The sequence below is a fragment of the Pedobacter insulae genome, from assembly GCF_900113525.1.
GTDB classification, from domain to species: Bacteria; Bacteroidota; Bacteroidia; order Sphingobacteriales; family Sphingobacteriaceae; genus Pedobacter; species Pedobacter insulae.
Genome location: NZ_FOPP01000015.1, coordinates 1 through 16,698, shown reverse-complemented (window position 1 = coordinate 16,698; position 16,698 = coordinate 1). Strand labels below are relative to the sequence as shown.

At 37.2% G+C, this 16,698-nt stretch carries 16 protein-coding genes and 1 pseudogene; 9 read left to right on the top strand and 8 right to left on the bottom strand.

What is annotated here, in order from left to right; translation table 11 throughout:
- Positions 1-76: 76 nt before the first annotated feature.
- Both BM207_RS18465 and BM207_RS18460 read left to right on the top strand, forming a co-directional pair.
- Positions 77-1,042, top strand: a complete 966-nt coding sequence (locus tag BM207_RS18465; protein WP_090998049.1) for a KpsF/GutQ family sugar-phosphate isomerase — start codon at positions 77-79, stop codon at positions 1,040-1,042.
- Between the two features lie 21 nt (positions 1,043-1,063).
- Positions 1,064-2,155 (top strand): mannose-1-phosphate guanylyltransferase, encoded by a 1,092-nt coding sequence (locus BM207_RS18460; RefSeq protein WP_090998046.1) that lies wholly within the window; start codon positions 1,064-1,066, stop codon positions 2,153-2,155.
- On the opposite strand, the gene rlmB is transcribed toward BM207_RS18460, so the two are convergent.
- Positions 2,152-2,916, bottom strand: coding sequence for a 23S rRNA (guanosine(2251)-2'-O)-methyltransferase RlmB (rlmB, locus tag BM207_RS18455; protein WP_090998043.1), 765 nt, complete (start codon positions 2,914-2,916; stop codon positions 2,152-2,154). The two genes, BM207_RS18460 and rlmB, sit on opposite strands and share 4 nt — an antisense overlap.
- A 163-nt stretch (positions 2,917-3,079) precedes the next feature.
- Between rlmB and dnaB the strand changes: the two genes are divergently transcribed.
- Positions 3,080-4,648: a replicative DNA helicase gene (dnaB, locus tag BM207_RS18450; protein ID WP_090998040.1), complete on the top strand. Its 1,569-nt coding sequence runs from the start codon at positions 3,080-3,082 to the stop codon at positions 4,646-4,648.
- A gap of 19 nt (positions 4,649-4,667) precedes the next feature.
- Here the strand turns inward: dnaB and chrA are convergent, their stop codons facing one another.
- Both chrA and BM207_RS18440 read right to left on the bottom strand, forming a co-directional pair.
- On the bottom strand, positions 4,668-5,867 hold the full coding sequence (chrA, locus tag BM207_RS18445; protein WP_090998037.1) for a chromate efflux transporter: 1,200 nt from the start codon (positions 5,865-5,867) through the stop codon (positions 4,668-4,670).
- Between the two features lie 25 nt (positions 5,868-5,892).
- Positions 5,893-6,228 (bottom strand): tetratricopeptide repeat protein, encoded by a 336-nt coding sequence (locus BM207_RS18440; protein ID WP_090998034.1) that lies wholly within the window; start codon positions 6,226-6,228, stop codon positions 5,893-5,895.
- Positions 6,229-6,305: 77 nt separating this feature from the next.
- Between BM207_RS18440 and BM207_RS18435 the strand changes: the two genes are divergently transcribed.
- From BM207_RS18435 to BM207_RS18410, 6 genes are all read left to right on the top strand, one after another.
- A complete protein-coding gene (locus BM207_RS18435; RefSeq protein ID WP_090998031.1) occupies positions 6,306-7,043 on the top strand; it encodes an electron transfer flavoprotein subunit beta/FixA family protein in 738 nt (245 codons plus the stop codon).
- 29 nt (positions 7,044-7,072) lie between these two features.
- Positions 7,073-8,041, top strand: a complete 969-nt coding sequence (locus tag BM207_RS18430) for an electron transfer flavoprotein subunit alpha/FixB family protein (RefSeq protein WP_090998028.1) — start codon at positions 7,073-7,075, stop codon at positions 8,039-8,041.
- A gap of 54 nt (positions 8,042-8,095) precedes the next feature.
- A complete protein-coding gene (locus tag BM207_RS18425; RefSeq protein ID WP_090998025.1) occupies positions 8,096-8,710 on the top strand; it encodes a bifunctional nuclease family protein in 615 nt (204 codons plus the stop codon).
- Positions 8,711-8,773: 63 nt separating this feature from the next.
- A complete protein-coding gene (locus tag BM207_RS18420; RefSeq protein ID WP_090998023.1) occupies positions 8,774-10,162 on the top strand; it encodes a nucleoside permease in 1,389 nt (462 codons plus the stop codon).
- Positions 10,163-10,177: 15 nt separating this feature from the next.
- Positions 10,178-11,275 carry a DUF3667 domain-containing protein gene (locus tag BM207_RS18415; RefSeq protein WP_090998020.1) on the top strand — a complete coding sequence of 366 codons (1,098 nt, stop codon included), beginning with the start codon at positions 10,178-10,180 and terminating at the stop codon, positions 11,273-11,275.
- A 1-nt stretch (position 11,276) separates the two neighbouring features.
- Positions 11,277-12,392 carry a DUF3667 domain-containing protein gene (locus BM207_RS18410; protein WP_090998017.1) on the top strand — a complete coding sequence of 372 codons (1,116 nt, stop codon included), beginning with the start codon at positions 11,277-11,279 and terminating at the stop codon, positions 12,390-12,392.
- Here the strand turns inward: BM207_RS18410 and BM207_RS18405 are convergent.
- From BM207_RS18405 to BM207_RS19225, 5 genes and pseudogenes are all read right to left on the bottom strand, one after another.
- Positions 12,389-13,276 (bottom strand): DUF72 domain-containing protein, encoded by an 888-nt coding sequence (locus BM207_RS18405; RefSeq protein ID WP_090998015.1) that lies wholly within the window; start codon positions 13,274-13,276, stop codon positions 12,389-12,391. The genes BM207_RS18410 and BM207_RS18405 overlap by 4 nt on opposite strands.
- 106 nt (positions 13,277-13,382) lie before the next feature.
- On the bottom strand, positions 13,383-14,669 hold the full coding sequence (locus BM207_RS18400) for a citrate synthase (RefSeq protein WP_090998012.1): 1,287 nt from the start codon (positions 14,667-14,669) through the stop codon (positions 13,383-13,385).
- Between the two features lie 52 nt (positions 14,670-14,721).
- Positions 14,722-15,255, bottom strand: coding sequence for a DUF3347 domain-containing protein (locus BM207_RS18395; RefSeq protein ID WP_090998009.1), 534 nt, complete (start codon positions 15,253-15,255; stop codon positions 14,722-14,724).
- Between the two features lie 168 nt (positions 15,256-15,423).
- Positions 15,424-16,305: a glycoside hydrolase gene (locus BM207_RS18390; protein ID WP_090998006.1), complete on the bottom strand. Its 882-nt coding sequence runs from the start codon at positions 16,303-16,305 to the stop codon at positions 15,424-15,426.
- 152 nt (positions 16,306-16,457) lie between these two features.
- Positions 16,458-16,698: pseudogene (locus BM207_RS19225) on the bottom strand (hypothetical protein); the annotation flags it as partial.

Sequence of the window (16,698 nt, the reverse complement as noted above, 5' to 3'; positions counted from 1 at the left end):
ATATTCTGTGCTATTATTGTTCAAAATAACATAATTTTGCAGTAATTAATGCATTAATATACTAAAAAAATTCTGGTTGAAAAGTAAAAAATCAATTATCGAAACAGCAATTGCCACATTTAGGTTAGAATCTGAAGCAATATTAAATTTAATACCACATATTAACGATGATTTTGTAGCTGTTATCGAGGCTATTTTAGCGAGTAAAGGTCGTGTTATTATTACTGGAATAGGGAAAAGTGCAATTATAGCACAGAAAATTGTTGCCACCTTTAACTCCACGGGTACCCCCGCAATATTTATGCATGCGGCTGATGCTGTTCATGGCGATCTGGGAATGATTCAGCAAAATGATGTAGTAATTTGTTTATCCAAAAGTGGAAATACCCCAGAAATTAAGCTGCTTGCCCCCCTGCTAAAGCAATCAGGAAACTTATTGATAGGTATGCTTGGTAAGATCGATTCTGATTTAGCAAGGAATGCAGATCTAATTTTAAATACCAGCGTTGAAAAAGAAGCTTGTCCCCATAATTTAGCTCCCACAACCAGTACAACTGCACAGTTGGCCATGGGCGATGCTTTAGCAATTTGCCTATTGGAAGCACGGGAATTTAATACGGAGGATTTTGCACGTTATCACCCAGGGGGATCATTAGGTAAACGTTTATACCTGAAAGCTGGAGATATCGCTTTAAAAAACGAAAAGCCCTCCATTTCTCCTAATGCTTCCGTTAAGGATGTCATTATTGAGATTAGCAAAAATAGATTGGGTGCAGTGGTAGTTATTGACCAAAATAAAGTGGCGGGTATTATTACGGATGGCGACATACGGAGGATGCTTGAAAAATATACCGATTTAGCTAATATCAAGGCGGTTGATCTTATGAATGTCAATCCGAAGAAAATAGGCAAAGAAGAGTTAGCCTTATTAGCGCTTGAGATGATTAAACAAAACAATATTACTCAGCTATTAGTTATGGATGGAGAAATGTATTGTGGAATGATACACTTGCATGACCTTTTGGATGAGGGGATTATTTAAATAAAATTATCTTTGCAGTAGATGAATAAGAATAATTATGCATTAATAATGGCTGGTGGCATAGGAAGTCGCTTTTGGCCAGTGAGCAGAGCGGAATTCCCAAAACAATTTATAGATTTTTTTGGGGTTGGTAAAACGCTAATTCAAAGCACGTATGACCGCTTCCTCCAAATCTGTCCACCAGAAAACATTTTCATTATAACCAATGAAATATATGTTGATATCATCAAAAAACAGCTGCCAAACCTAGGCCATCACCAGATCTTGGCTGAACCAGTTATGCGAAATACAGCACCGTGTATCGCCTACGGATCGATGAAAATTGCCAAACTTAATCCCAATGCTGTCATTGTAGTTGCCCCTTCAGATCATACTATTGGAAATCAAGAAGGTTTTGTAGAGGCAATTAACCAGTCTATTGAAGCTGCATCTCATAACAAATGCCTGGTTACCTTAGGTATTAAACCCAATCGCCCAGATACGGGTTATGGCTATATTCAGTATGCAGACGATGTACTTAACACAGACCCAAGTATCCATAAGGTTAAAACCTTTACGGAAAAACCGAATTTAGAGTTAGCGAAGTCGTTTCTGCAAAGCGGAGATTTTCTGTGGAATGCAGGAATTTTTATATGGTCGGCCAAAGCCATTAATAAGGCATTTGAAAAGCATTTGCCAGAGATGCATGAAATTTTCCAGCAAGGAAACTCTTTTTATAACACCACCAACGAAGTTGCGTTTATTGCGAATGCTTATTTACAATGCACAAATATTTCTATAGATTTTGCCATTATGGAAAAAGCAGATAATGTATATGTATTGCCATCCGATTTTGGATGGTCTGATCTTGGTACATGGGCTTCCATTTACGAAATGGCAGAAAAAGATTACGTAGGCAATGCGGTTATTCCTTCAGAACAAGTTATGATGTACGACTCATCTAACTGTATGGTGAATGTTCCTAAAAACAAATTAGTCATCCTTCAAGGCTTACATAATTACATTGTTGCAGAATCTAATAATATATTATTGATTTGCCCGCGATCTGAAGAACAGAATGTAAAGAATATTACTGCTGATGTAAAAGCTAACTTTGGAAATAAATACACCTAGCCTCGTTGCCGGATTGCTTCGTACAGGATAACACCAGCGGCTACAGATACATTAAGTGACTCGATTTTACCTTTCATGGGTATTTTAGCTAGGTAATTAGCCACTCTTATCAATTCGTTTGAAATACCTTCATCTTCAGAGCCCATTACAATGGCAGTGGGTAAGGTATAGTCTGGCGCGTAAATTAAATCATTTGTCTTTTCGCTACAAGCGACAATCTGTAAACCACTGTCCTGCAAAAACAAACAGGTTTTATGTAAATTGGAATGTCTACAAATCGGGATGTTAAATAATGCACCAGCCGAGGTTTTAATTGCATCGGCATTAATTTGAGCGGCGTTTTTTAACGGAACAACTATTGCATGAACTCCAGCGCAAGCAGCAGTTCTGGCAATGGCACCCATGTTTCGAACGTCAGTAATGCTATCTAGCATCAAAATTAAAGGAACCTCCCCCTTCTCGAACACCGCAGGGATGATATCTTCTATGTTTTGATAGGTAATGGGTGAAATAACCGCAATTACACCCTGATGATTTTTTTGAGACATCCTGTTAAGTTTTTCAACCGGAACTGAGCTCAAAGGAATTAAAGTACCGCTCAACAGCGCTTTTAGCTCAGTGAATAAATCACCTGTTAAGCCACGTTGTAAATAAATGGTTTCGATATCTCTACCTGCTTTGATCGCCTCTATAACTGCTCGGATACCAAAAACAAATTCATTATTTTCTTTTACGCGTTGTGGTCTTCTAAAATTATCCATACTTTTTAATCTGTTACAAAAGTACATAAGAAACTCTTATTAACATTTAATTGTTCAGAAATAAATAATAGTTGTTAAAACAATATGAAAATGCAATAGCTTAACTAACAGCTTGTTTAAAAAGATTTAAAAATCCAATCTTTCTTTTGTCTAATTTTGGAAGATGATTACTGATAACGAACCTCAGGGACAAGGAAAATTTTCACCTTCTGCACGTAAAAACAGACTAACTACTTCTATCAATACCATGGGGAAAGTGCCTCCTCAGGCAATTGATCTCGAGGAAGCTGTATTGGGTGCATTGATGCTTGAAAAAGATGCCTTATCAACGGTTATTGATATTTTAAAACCTGAAGTTTTTTATCATGAAGCTCATAAAAAGATATTCGAAGCTATTCAGCAGTTATTTCAAAAATCAAAGCCGGTTGATATCCTGACTGTGACTTCAGAAATGCGTCAGCAAGGCACTTTAGAAATGGTTGGTGGTGCATATTATATTACCAACTTAACTAATCGTGTGGCATCGGCTGCAAATATTGAATACCATGCGAGGATAATTTCGCAAAAATATATTCAACGGGAATTGATTAGGATTTCTACAGAGATTATTACCAACGCCTATGAAGATACGACCGATATTTTTGATCTATTAGATCATGCGGAGAAAAACTTATTTGATATTGCCCAGAATAACCTGCGTAGAGATACGCAAAAAATGGACGAGATCATTAAACAATCTTTAGCCACGCTGGAAGAATTAAGAACGAAGACAGATGGTCTAACGGGCGTTCCTTCTGGTTTCACAGATTTAGACCGAATTACGGGGGGATGGCAAAAATCAGATCTTGTGATTATTGCTGCTAGGCCGGCGATGGGTAAAACCGCATTCGTACTTACCTGTGCGCGAAATGCCGCGGTTGATTTTAAGAAACCTGTGGTAGTTTTCTCCTTAGAGATGTCCTCTGTACAATTGGTGAATCGTTTAATTTCTGGTGAAACGGAGATTGAACAGGAGAAAATAAGAAAAGGGAACTTAGCTGAATGGGAATGGCAACAGCTACATAGTAAAATTGGAACTTTAACGGAGGCTCCGTTGTTGATTGATGATACCCCTGCGTTAAATATATTTGAGTTCCGCGCTAAATGTCGTCGTTTAAAATCTCAATACGATATCCAAATGGTTATTGTGGATTACCTTCAGTTAATGCATGGTAAGGGTGAAGGCCAAAGTGGCGGTGGAAACAGGGAACAAGAAATTGGCAGTATCTCCAGGGCACTTAAATCTGTTGCAAAAGAATTGGAAGTTCCAGTACTGGCTCTTTCACAGTTAAGTCGTGCGGTTGAAAACAGACCAGGGCAAAACGGCAAGAGACCGCTCTTATCCGATTTGCGTGAATCTGGTTCAATTGAGCAAGATGCCGATATGGTGTTGTTTTTATACAGGCCTGAGTATTATGGTATAACGGAAGATGAAAATGGTCGTTCGCAAGCGGGTATCGGAGAAGTAATTATTGCAAAGCATAGAAATGGTGAAACTGGAATTGTTCCACTCCGCTTTATTGGTAAATATGTTAAATTTGCTGATTTGGAAGAAAGTTTCATGCCGCAAAATAGTTTCTCTTCCGAAAATTCGGCAATGTTACCTTCTGCTAATTTCGATCATCCCCCCGGTAATGTCATTATCAGACCATCCAAAATGGATGATTTTACGGATGAGGAAGCTCCTTTTTAAGAGGATTAGGCCATTTAAATTAAATGAAGTAACCTAAAACAACACCTGCTAATACAATAATTGGTGGACTCACCTTTGTATAGACCAACAATAAGAAAGTTATTATCAATAGCAAAATAGCTATCCAATCAAACCCTATTGGCTGAACTAGCAAAATAAAGGCTGCGATAATAAAGCCTACACTTACCGCATTAACGCCAGATAGGGAATGTTTAATGCGGGTAATTTTCTTAAGATCATCCCAAAATGGAACAATAAACAAAACTAGGATTAGGCCTGGCAAGTTAATGCCTAAAACCGCAATAAAGCCTCCAAAAATCTGACCAGATGTATGATATCCCCCATGCTTCATACTGAGTGCACCTAAATAACCAGTAAAGGAAAACGTTGGGCCAGGTAGAATCTGTTGCAAGGCAAAACCTGAGATAAAATCAGTTTGCGTTAGATAATGTTTCATTTGAACGAACTCGGTAAACATTAAGGGTACTAAAACTTGTCCACCACCAAAAACAAAAATCCCATTACGGTAAAAATTTTCAAATAATCTTATGGGTAAACTAAATGGTGAAGTCCTATTGATAATAGCGCCCAACATAGCCATAAAAAGCATCACCCCAATAAAATAACTTAGTTTGCGGGGATTAATATTAGCAAATAGCCTCACCCTTATTTGTGCTTCGTCTGTGGGTGTGCCGATTGCCGAAGTTACCATACCTCCAATTAAAATAGCTAATGGAAAAACGTAAGCATTTTTTAGCACCAAGGTCGCCACAACAGCCCCAAATGCCAGCAAGATGGTAATTTCATTTTTCAAAACCTTTCTAGATAAATGAAAAGCGCCATAAGCAACAATTCCTAATGCAATTGGATTAATAAATTTAAGCATTTCAATAAATTTCTGCTTCTGATCTAAGAGTGCATAACTTGCCGCTGCCAGTGTCATGATGATCGCAGAAGGCAAAATCCAAATTAAAAAGGTAATGATAGCAAGCTTTAGTCCACCCACCTTATAGCCAATACCTACTAAAGTTTGCGTAGAGGCCGGTCCGGGCAGTATCTGTGCAAGCGCATTTAACTCAAGCAGCTCTTCTTCGGAAATAAAATGATTGTTTTTTACAAAATATCTTAGTAAAAGTGAGATATGCGCCTGTGCACCACCAAAGGCGGTAAAAGTAAAAAACAATACATTTCTGATAAACAAGAGCTGTTTTTTTGCCATCCTATAATTCTAAAATCCTACCTTCCTAGTCATCCTCGTAATCTAATCCGGCTGCGCTGTTATAAGCTCCTTGCAGTTCTGAGAAGGCATGCATATCTCTTTTCTCTCTAGCTTTTTGCATGCCTGTTTGATAAATTTCGATTGCTTTATCCTTTTCATTTTCTTTTTCGTACAACTTTCCCAAATGATAGTAGGTACCAACATAACTAGGATGTTGTTCGACTAATTTCAGATAGTAATGAAATGCATTTTCTGTGTCATTTATGGCATTGTATTCTGTTGCGATCGCATAGAGTACAAAGGGATCATTGGAATCGCTTGCTAAAAATTCGAATAACTTCGATAATCGGTCGTTTTGCATTTTAAATCACTGCTTTTTTAATTAGATTTGCATAAAGAATAGCGTTAGAAAATCTTTTTAAATCAAATATTAAATCTATGAAAATATTAGTTTGTATTAGTAACGTTCCTGACACCACAACAAAAATAACTTTTACTAATGATAATACCCAATTCAATGCTTCGGGAGTTCAATTTATTGTTAATCCTTACGATGAAATTGCCTTATCGAGAGCTATTGAACTTTGTGAAGGTGGAAAAGGCACAGTTACCGTGATCAATGTTGGAGAGAGTAACACGGATCCCACCATTCGAAAAGCATTAGCCATTGGTGCTGATGATGCAGTTAGAGTTGATGCATTTCCCAGAGACGCTTACTTTACAGCTTTTCAAATAGCACAGTATGCCAAATCAAATGATTTTGATATGATTTTATGTGGTCGGGAGTCGATTGATTATAATGGCTCGCAAGTTGCTGCTATGATTGGTGAGTTTATGGAAATTCCATCCATTTCAATTATTAAGAAATTAGATTTTGACGGAACTACTGCCACCATAGAGCGGGAAATAGAGGGTGGAAAGGAAATTGTTTCTGTAACGGGCAAATTTGTTGCAAGTTGCGCGGAAGGAACCGCTGAGGCTAAAATTCCTAATATGAGAGGAATTATGTCGGCAAGAACAAAGCCATTAGAAGTAGTAGCTGCTCAAGAAATTGAGGCGTTAGCTAAAATAACCAAGTTTGAAACTCCTGCTCCTCGCGGCGCGGTTAAATTAATTCCGGCCGAAAATTCGGAAGAATTAATTAACCTGCTCCATACAGAAGCTAAAGTTATATAGAAGCGGAATACACAAAACAAATAAATGATATGTCAGTATTAGTATATGTAGAGCAGGTAGATGGTAAATTTAAGAAGTCTGTTTTCGAAGCAGTTTCTTATGCTAAAGCCATAGCCGACAAACAGAATACCAACCTAACAGCTATTTCTATAGGAAATGTTGCTGATGGGGAATTGAAGGAATTGGGAAAATATGGTGCAGCTAAAGTGCTGAATGTTGCTAATGAGCAACTGAATAATTTTGTAAACCAGGCTTACGCCGCTGTAATTGCGGAAGCAGCAAAAAAGGAAAGTGCTGATTTAATTGTACTTTCTAATTCGTTTTCGGGTAAGGGCTTAGCACCAAGAATTGCTGTTAAGCTTAAAGCAGGTTTGGTTGACGGAGCAGTAGAATTACCTAATTTTGAGAATGGATTTGCTGTTAAAAAGACGGCCTTTTCTGGAAAGGCATTTGCCATAACAACTTTAACCTCAGCAAATAAAGTTATTGCCTTAAATCCAAATGCTTTTGGGGTTAAAGAATCGGCGGTTGAAACAGTTATAGAAACTTTCAGCCCTGAAGTAAAATCTACTGATCTCGTTGCGATCGTTAAGGAAATTGTAAGAGCAACAAATAAGATATCTCTTCCGGATGCAGAATTAGTTGTTTCGGCTGGAAGAGGATTAAAAGGCCCAGAAAACTGGGGAATGGTTGAAGAATTAGCGGAGTTATTAGGTGCGGCAACTGCCTGCTCAAAACCCGTATCAGATGCAGACTGGAGGCCTCATGCTGAGCATGTTGGGCAGACGGGGATTGCCATCAGTCCAAATTTGTATATTGCGATTGGAATTTCGGGCGCTATTCAGCATTTAGCTGGGGTTAGCTCCTCGAAAGTAATTGTAGTGATCAATAAAGATCCTGAGGCTCCCTTCTTTAAAGTTGCAGATTACGGAATAGTTGGAGATGCTTTTGAAGTAGTTCCAAAGATTATTGCTGCATTAAAAGCACATAAGGGTTAAATCTACGTAAACCTCGCAGGTACTTTTGGTATCTGCGAGGTTTGAATACAATATATGAAAAAAGTAAAACTCGACATTGTAGGCTTATCATATAGCCAAACACAATCTGGTGCCTATGCCTTAGTATTGGGAGAGGTTAACGGTCGCCGTAGATTACCAATCATTATTGGGGCATTTGAAGCTCAGGCTATTGCCATTGAGATCGAAAAAATGACCCCTACCCGTCCACTTACGCACGATTTATTTAAAAGTTTTGCCCAACTTTATCACATACAAATTCTTGAAGTACTTATATACAATTTAGTTGACGGCGTTTTCTTTGCTAAACTAATTTGTAGTGATGGAGAAAATACGCAGGAAATCGATGCAAGAACATCGGATGCTATCGCATTAGCGGTTCGTTTCAACGCAGTAATTTATACCTATGAGTTTATTTTATCTTCGGCTGGAATAGTGATTGAGGGAAATGATTTCTTATTCCTAGAAAACATGGATTCAATTGCAAAAGAACATAGCACCGAAGAGATCCATACCTCCATTCAAGGTTCCGGTTACCAAGCGTTTAGTGATGAAGAATTACAGCAAAAGCTCGAAGAAGCTTTAGCAGAGGAAGCCTACGAGCGTGCCGCCAGGATTAGAGATGAAATTACCAAGCGCAATACTTTGTAATTAGCTAATTAATCAAAATAGTTATATCTTACGGCTACTTAAACTAACGAAAACAAACATTTTATGAATATTAAGTTACGTTTAACTATAGTTAGCTTTATGCAATTTTTTGTATGGGGTGCTTGGTTAATTACCATTGCCAATTACTGGTTTGGCACTAAACAATGGGATGGTGCACAATTTGGTTTAATATTCGCAACCATGGGCTTTGCATCTCTTTTTATGCCCACCCTTACCGGTATCATTGCGGATAAGTGGATAAACGCTGAAAAATTATATGCGATACTACATATCCTGTATGCAGGGACGCTATTTTATATTCCTCAGGTAGACACTCCGAATGAATTCTTCTGGATTATATTTTTAGCGATGTGTTTTTATATGCCCACTATCTCCTTAAGTAATTCCATATCCTACACTACTTTAAAGTCTGCAAAATTAGACGTAGTTAAGGATTTTCCACCTATCAGGGTTTGGGGAACAATAGGTTTTATTGCGGCAATGTGGATTACCAACTTAACCGGCAGTAAAGCAAACGCCAATCAGTTTTATATTGCAGGGATATCTGCTTTAGCGCTTGGCTTATACGCTTTTACCCTGCCGAAATGCATCCCATCTAAGTTATTGGAAGAAAAAGCTACGTTTGCCCAGAAAATAGGATTAGACGCCTTTAAGCTATTTGCAAACTTTAAAATGGCTTTATTTTTTATCTTTTCTATGTTTTTAGGAGGGGCTTTACAACTTACAAATGCCTATGGAGATGTATTTCTAGATGAGTTTAAGCTCTTTCCAATTTATGCCGAATCTTTCGTTATCAAATATTCAACGATTATCATGTCTATTTCTCAGGTTTCTGAAACCTTATTTATTTTAGCTATCCCTTTTTTCTTAAAGCGATTTGGTATTAAAAAAGTAATGGTAATTGCTATGTTGGCATGGGTGTTTCGGTTTGGCTTATTTGCCTATGGTGATCCGGCAGGCAATCTGTGGATGATTGTATTATCTTGCATTGTTTATGGAATGGCGTTCGACTTTTTTAATATTTCGGGTTCGTTGTTTGTAGAAACCTCAACAACAGCAAAGACCCGATCATCAGCACAAGGATTATTTATGATGATGACTAATGGTTTTGGTGCAGTGTTAGGGAGCATTGTTTCTGGCTGGATGATACAAAAGTACTTCACCCAAGCCTATACAAATATCCAGTCTCTGGCAGAGCATGTGGGTTCGGCGACCAATGATCAGCATTTGCTTAAATTTTTAGGCGACAAAGGTATTAGTGTTTTAGCAAATGGAGAACTAAGCAGAGGGCTTGAAGTTAAAGACTGGCATAATATCTGGCTATCATTCACAATCTATGCTTTGATGATCACTGTGCTATTTATGATTTTCTTTAAACATAAACATTCTCGCGCCGAGGTTGCAGCCATTGAAGAAGCAATTGCCCACTAAAATTTATTTTAAAAAATGTCAGCTTTCAAGCTAAGGAAAGAAAAAGACTGTCTTAATTGCGGTCACATAGTCGAAGAGAATTTCTGCCCCCATTGTGGCCAGGAAAATATTGTGGTTAAAGAAGATGCTTTCCATATGGTTAGTCACGCGATAGCTGATTATTTTCATTTTGAACATCGATTTTTTGGCACAATTAAACCCTTATTATTCCAACCCGGGCAACTCACCAAAGCCTATGTTGAAGGTAAGCGAGTTTCTTTCATCCACCCTATCCGGCTTTATATCTTTATAAGCATTGTTTTCTTCTTAGTTGTTTTGAGTGAGAAAAGATTTAAAGAATCAAATGATTATAAGAAAACTCAAGACACGGCACAAACAGCTAAGCAAAGTGATAGCTTAACACTTGAAGAAAAAGAAGTGATCTCGACGTTTAAATATGTGCCTAACAAAAATTTGCGGGATAGTTTGATAAAAAACGCCAAGGAAGAGTTTAAAGCAAATAGGGTAAAAGAAGATAAAGGTAAAAATAACACTAATACGAATTGGAATATTAAAAACAACAGAAAATGGGGCGGCAACTGGGCTTCAGATTATAAAAGCGTGATGGATTATGAAAAAAAGCAAGCTGCGCTAACAAAGGATAAAAGAGATGGTTTCATAAAACATTATATCGTTAGAAGAAGTATTGAACTTAATCAATATCCTGATCCTGGTAAAAAGTTTTTAGAAGATTTTCTGCATAACATTCCTAAGATGATGTTTTTGCTTTTGCCGATGTTTGCCCTGATCTTGAAATTAGTTTACATCAACAAGAAAAAGTATTATTATGAACATTTAATTTATTCATTCCATGTTCATTCGGCAATTTTCCTGAGTATACTGATAACGATGTTGCTGCAATGGATGTTTAAATTTGTTTATGATATAAGCGGTTGGCTATCATTCATTTGTATAATCTATATGATCTGGTATATCTACAGATCTCTAAGAACTTTTTACGGTAGTACTCGTTGGGTCACGGTATTAAAATTGTTCTTTTTAACTTTCTGTTACAATATGGTATTAACGCTTTGTTTTTTATTGGTTATTGCCATGAGTTTTATAATGATTTAGTATGTCGGCTGGTAAATATAGAAAAGAAGATAATTGCTTAAATTGTGGATTTAGGGTTGAAAAACACTATTGCAGTAGCTGTGGGCAACCTAATTTAGAATTAAATGAAACCTTTTGGCAATTTATAACGCATAGTATAGCTCATTACTTCCACTTTGATAATAAGTTTTTTCAAACACTAAAACCTCTCATTTCAAAACCAGGCGAGGTTACCTTAGCGTATTTAGCGGGAAAAAGGGCAAGATATATTAACCCTGTTAGTATGTATATTTTTGTTTCCATCCTATATTTTTTGGTGGTTTATACCCCGAACGGTCACAAGGAAACAGAAAAGACCACGACGGGCAAAGAAACCATGGTTAAGCCAAACTTGGATAGTATCGCTACCCCATTGTCGGGATCAGGATTAGTTGGAAAGGATATCATCGCCAAAACTCAACAGGCCATTGATGAAGGGTTCGACAAAAATGCATTCCGTAAACTAAGTTTCCAACAACAGGAAGTGGCATTACGAGATCTAAATGCAAAATACGAAAACCAAAAATCCGAATCTTTGAGGAAGTTTATCAAAAAATTACAGTTGATCCATATTGAGGCAAACGACAGTACTTACACCGCTTATTTAGCCCGACAAAAAACACTTCCAAGTTTAGAAAGAGATAACGTGTTCGAAAGATATTATAAAAAGAGAAGCATAGAAATCGGCCAAAACTCCGAGCTGATTCAGGAACAATTGTCACACAATAGACCAAAAGTATATTTCCTATTTATGCCATTAATGGCATTCTTTATCATGCTTAATTTTAGAAAAAACCATATTCGATATCTTGATCATCTGATCTTTACCATTCATGGCATGACTGCTTTCTTCCTGGTATCTATTATTGTTCAACCAACTAAACGGTTTTTGTTTCCCGATAGCTTTATGAGTGGAATCTTGGAAGCAGCACTCATTATATGGATTTTTTGGTATTTGTACAAAGGTCTAAAAATATTCTATCAACGTAAAACGTCGACTACCATTTGGAGAATGATCTGGATTATTGCGCTTTATGGTGTCTCTCTTAAAGTTGCAGAAATGATAGTGATAAACATTATATATTACGTAGCGACTTAAAACAGTTTAGTTTGTGTTTCCTGTTTAGCTGGTATTACTAAATTCAGGCCTAATGCTGTATTTAATTTTTCAGTAAAATAAGCAGATAACAACGGCGAGGCAAGCTCTATATTTTGGTGTACAAAAAAGTATAAATGCGTTAATCCTTGTTTTTTCCATTCCACAATTCGCTCTACCCATTCATCAAGTCTATGATAATCACTTTCAGCATTTGCACCCACATAGCGTATAAAAGCGGTAGGGGTAGTTAATCGCATATGCAGCATATCTCTTCGTCCAGCAGTATCAACCAAGATGTTGGTTATGTTGTATTGTTCACAAAGCGAGGTAAACTCATTAAATACTTGCGGATTGGCAAACCATTCCTCATTCCTTAATTCAATTGCCAAAGGTATTTGTTCCGGAAATTCGCTCATTACAATTTTTAAGCGTTCAAAATCTTTTGGCTTAAAGTTATCATGCAATTGTAAGAAGGCCATCCCTAACTTCTGATCAAAATTACTGATAGCTTCGCAAAATTGGAGCACTGGTTCCTTTACATTAATCAACCTTTTAAAATGGCTAATAGAATTTGTAAGCTTGGGGAAAAATTTAAAATCGGCTGGTGTTTTATCCTTCCAGGTAACTATTTGAGCTTTATCTGGCATTCCATAAAAAGTTGCATTAAGTTCTATAGCATTAAATTGGGTAGCATAGTATGTTAGTTCATCTTTAGTACCTTTCGGATAAAAACCTTTTAAATCCGTTTTATTCCACTTTGCACAACCTATATAAACTTCCAATTCTTTTCCACCTAGCGTTGTTAAAACTTCCTTTGTTGCCGGATGATCTTCTGGAAGGGTAAAATCAATTATAGATGGATCTGCTACTTGTCCGAATTTCATGTCATTAATATTTAGAATGTTTCTCAAATATATTGAAAATGCATTGATGTCTTTACAAAAAAACCGTCCTATTACTAGAACGGCTTAAAATCCATTGGAATGATTTTTATCTTTTTTCGATGTCAACAAATTCCATATCTACATTCCCTACGTAAACCTGACGAGGTCTGCCAATTGGCTCTTTATTTTCATGCATCTCTTTCCATTGAGCGATCCACCCTGGTAAACGTCCCAATGCAAAAAGTACAGTGAACATATCTGTTGGAAAGCCCAAGGCTCTGTAAATGATGCCGGAATAAAAATCTACATTTGGATACAACTTACGATCTATAAAATATGGATCACTTAAGGCCGCTTCTTCTAATTTCTTAGCAATTTCCAAGACAGGGTCGTTAATACCTAATTTTTCTAAAATATCATCACATGCCTTCTTAATAATCTTAGCTCTTGGGTCAAAATTCTTATACACACGGTGACCAAAACCCATCATTCTGAATGGATCATTTTTATCTTTTGCTTTGTTAATCCACTTTTCCGTGTCCCCCCCGTCTGCTTTAATCAATTCAAGCATTTCTATAACAGCTTGGTTTGCGCCACCATGTAACGGGCCCCAAAGTGCAGATATACCAGCAGAAACAGATGCATACAAATTACAATCAGATGAACCTACGATCCTCACGGTAGAAGAAGAACAGTTTTGTTCGTGATCGGCATGTAAAATCAACAAGGTGTTCATTGCACTAACTACCACCGGATCGATTTCGATTTCTTCTGTACGCTGACCAAAAATCATGTTCATGAAATTGGTTACATAATCGTACTTATTTTTAGGATAAATAAGTGGATGACCTAAAGATTTTTTGTAGATGAAAGATACAATAGTCGGAAATTTAGCCAATAACTTAATCATTGTTAAATTCATTTCCTCTTTAGAAGAATTTGCATTTAACGACTCAGGATAAAATGTTGATAAAGAACAAACTAAAGATGCCAATTGTGCCATTGGATGAGATTTAGACGGATATCCATCTAAAAATTTCTTCATATCTTCATGAATTAAAGTATGGCGACTAATTACAGCTTGCAAATCATTTAATTCTGTAGCAGTTGGTAATACGCCATAAATTAATAAATAAGCAACCTCTAAAAAGGTAGATTTTTCGGCTAACTGTTCAATTGGATAACCACGATATTTAAGTACCCCCAATTCTCCATCTAAAAATGTGATTGCGCTTTTTGTAGAACCTGTATTCTTGAAACCTGAATCTAAAGTAATGTGACCTGTTAAATCTCTTAATTTTGAAATATCAATAGCCTTCTCTCCTTCTGTTCCAGTAATAACTGGAAATTCATAAGTCTTCCCGTCTATCTTAATTTCTGCAATATCTGACATATAATTATAGTTTTATTAATAACAAAAATAGTTATTACGTTTTAAATTCGTGTTATTTCGCCTTTATTTCTTCCACAACGGCACCGCACTCCATCATCTCACTTCCATAGTATGGATTTTGTATTTTTTTCTCAGAAGCTAGCCAATCTCCACCATCTCCCTTATTAGCCATCGGGCAATGTTGTACATAAATGGCTCCATTGCTAATGGATGTATGCTTGAATAAGGCAATAACATCAGCACTTAAAGCAGTAAACTCTTTCCGCTGTTCAGCAATATCTTTCGCATTTTCGATTTTCCCTGCAATAATAGCCGTATTCTCACAGCCTGCGTGTCCGTTAAGCGATACCACAAGTGCTTTAGCGGCTGATTTTGCCTCTTCAAATTTTGTAGCAACCAGTGCATCTTTTAAACGGATATAATCTCCGTAAATAGCATCGATCTCTTGATCCTTAAAGGTTACCGCTGCTGTAGAAACCTCAGTATTGTTTATCGCTGAACTGTCTTTTTTATCAGTTGATTTATTTTCGGGATTGTTACAGGCAACAACTACCAGTAAAAAAGCCATTCCTAAATATTGTTTCATTTTATAGGGGATTAACTTGCTGAATATTTCGTTTAATTTATAAAGGCTTAAAATAGCATTTAAAACGCTAAATTAACAAAAAACACCAACTAAAATTGGTGTTTTAATGTAAAAATTAGGAAATATTGACAGGCTAAATTAAAATTGCCCGATAAAAGCGATTGCTATCTATCTGATGTTTTTGCTGTAATACACATCGCCTGGGATTTTGTGTCCGGGGTATACTTGCTCAAACAAGGTATAAAGTGCCGGGTCATAAGCTTTTAAGTCGTCTGGCGACTGCACCCTGGTCTCTCCATCTTTGAATTCAAAATTTGACCAAAACCACCACTGACTACCTTCAGCCCAATATTCGGCAACAGTATTAATTGCATATTGATTTTTGTAGAGCCCTTTTGCCTTTGCCGCTTCATACGCAGCATAAATCTGTTTTACAAAGTCTTTGTCTATTCGCTGTAAAACAGCCATTACATTATGACTAAATTCGTGAACCATTATATTTTCTCCATAATATCGAGTTCCTGGAATGCCTAACAAATTCTCCTCGGCACAAGAAGTTTGAATGCCTCCCATTCCCCGAGCTCTCTGATCCCAATAACCTCTATCGGTCATACTTGCTATACCCCCCGGCTTATAATAATTAGCTCGTTCACCTGGTGTGAGGCGTCCGTCATTTATTGTCGGCTTTTTCCAATCCCGGCATTCCGGTAAGTCAGTCTGCATTTCGTCCTTCCCGATAATGGACAACCTAGCTCCTAATTTGATCATTCCCTCTCGGATGTCTGGCCTTTTTAGCAACATATAATTGATAATATCCCGCGCAATTAACAGGGCGTCATCTGAAACGTTTTCTGATGAAATAACAGGAACTCCATATGCATCTGCATATTTTTTATAGTAAGGGTCGAAATTATAGCTTTTAGGCGGTGCTATTATCATCGTTTTACTAAAGCTGCTAACGAGTTGAGCTTGTCCCAAAAAAGGGACTGTTAATAACAAAACAACAAATATGCTAAGTTTAGCTTTTTTGATGAATGAATATCTTTTCATAAAATAAAACTACCCCTATTCTTAAACATTGTTACTACCGATATTCACTGGTATGAATAATATTTTAACCAAAATCGAGTAGGAAGATAGCCATTAGTTGGCTACCTGTCCTCTCACACCACCGTACGTACCGTTCGGTATACGGCGGTTTGTTAGAATAATGTTGTCTGTGCTCTCTTCTTCTTCCAATAGTAGGTATCCATGAAGCCTCGGTAGCCGCGGCGTTTAAGTTCTTCCAACGTGAGTGTTGTTGAAAGAATCCATCCCTGTGCCGCCCTGATATAACCCTTGCTGCTATGCGCCCACCTGTAGGCGTCCCGTTTAGAAGCCCCTAATTTAAGGAGCCCCTTTATTCTCGCAGACGCACGTTTCCATGCTTTCCACTGGTGCATT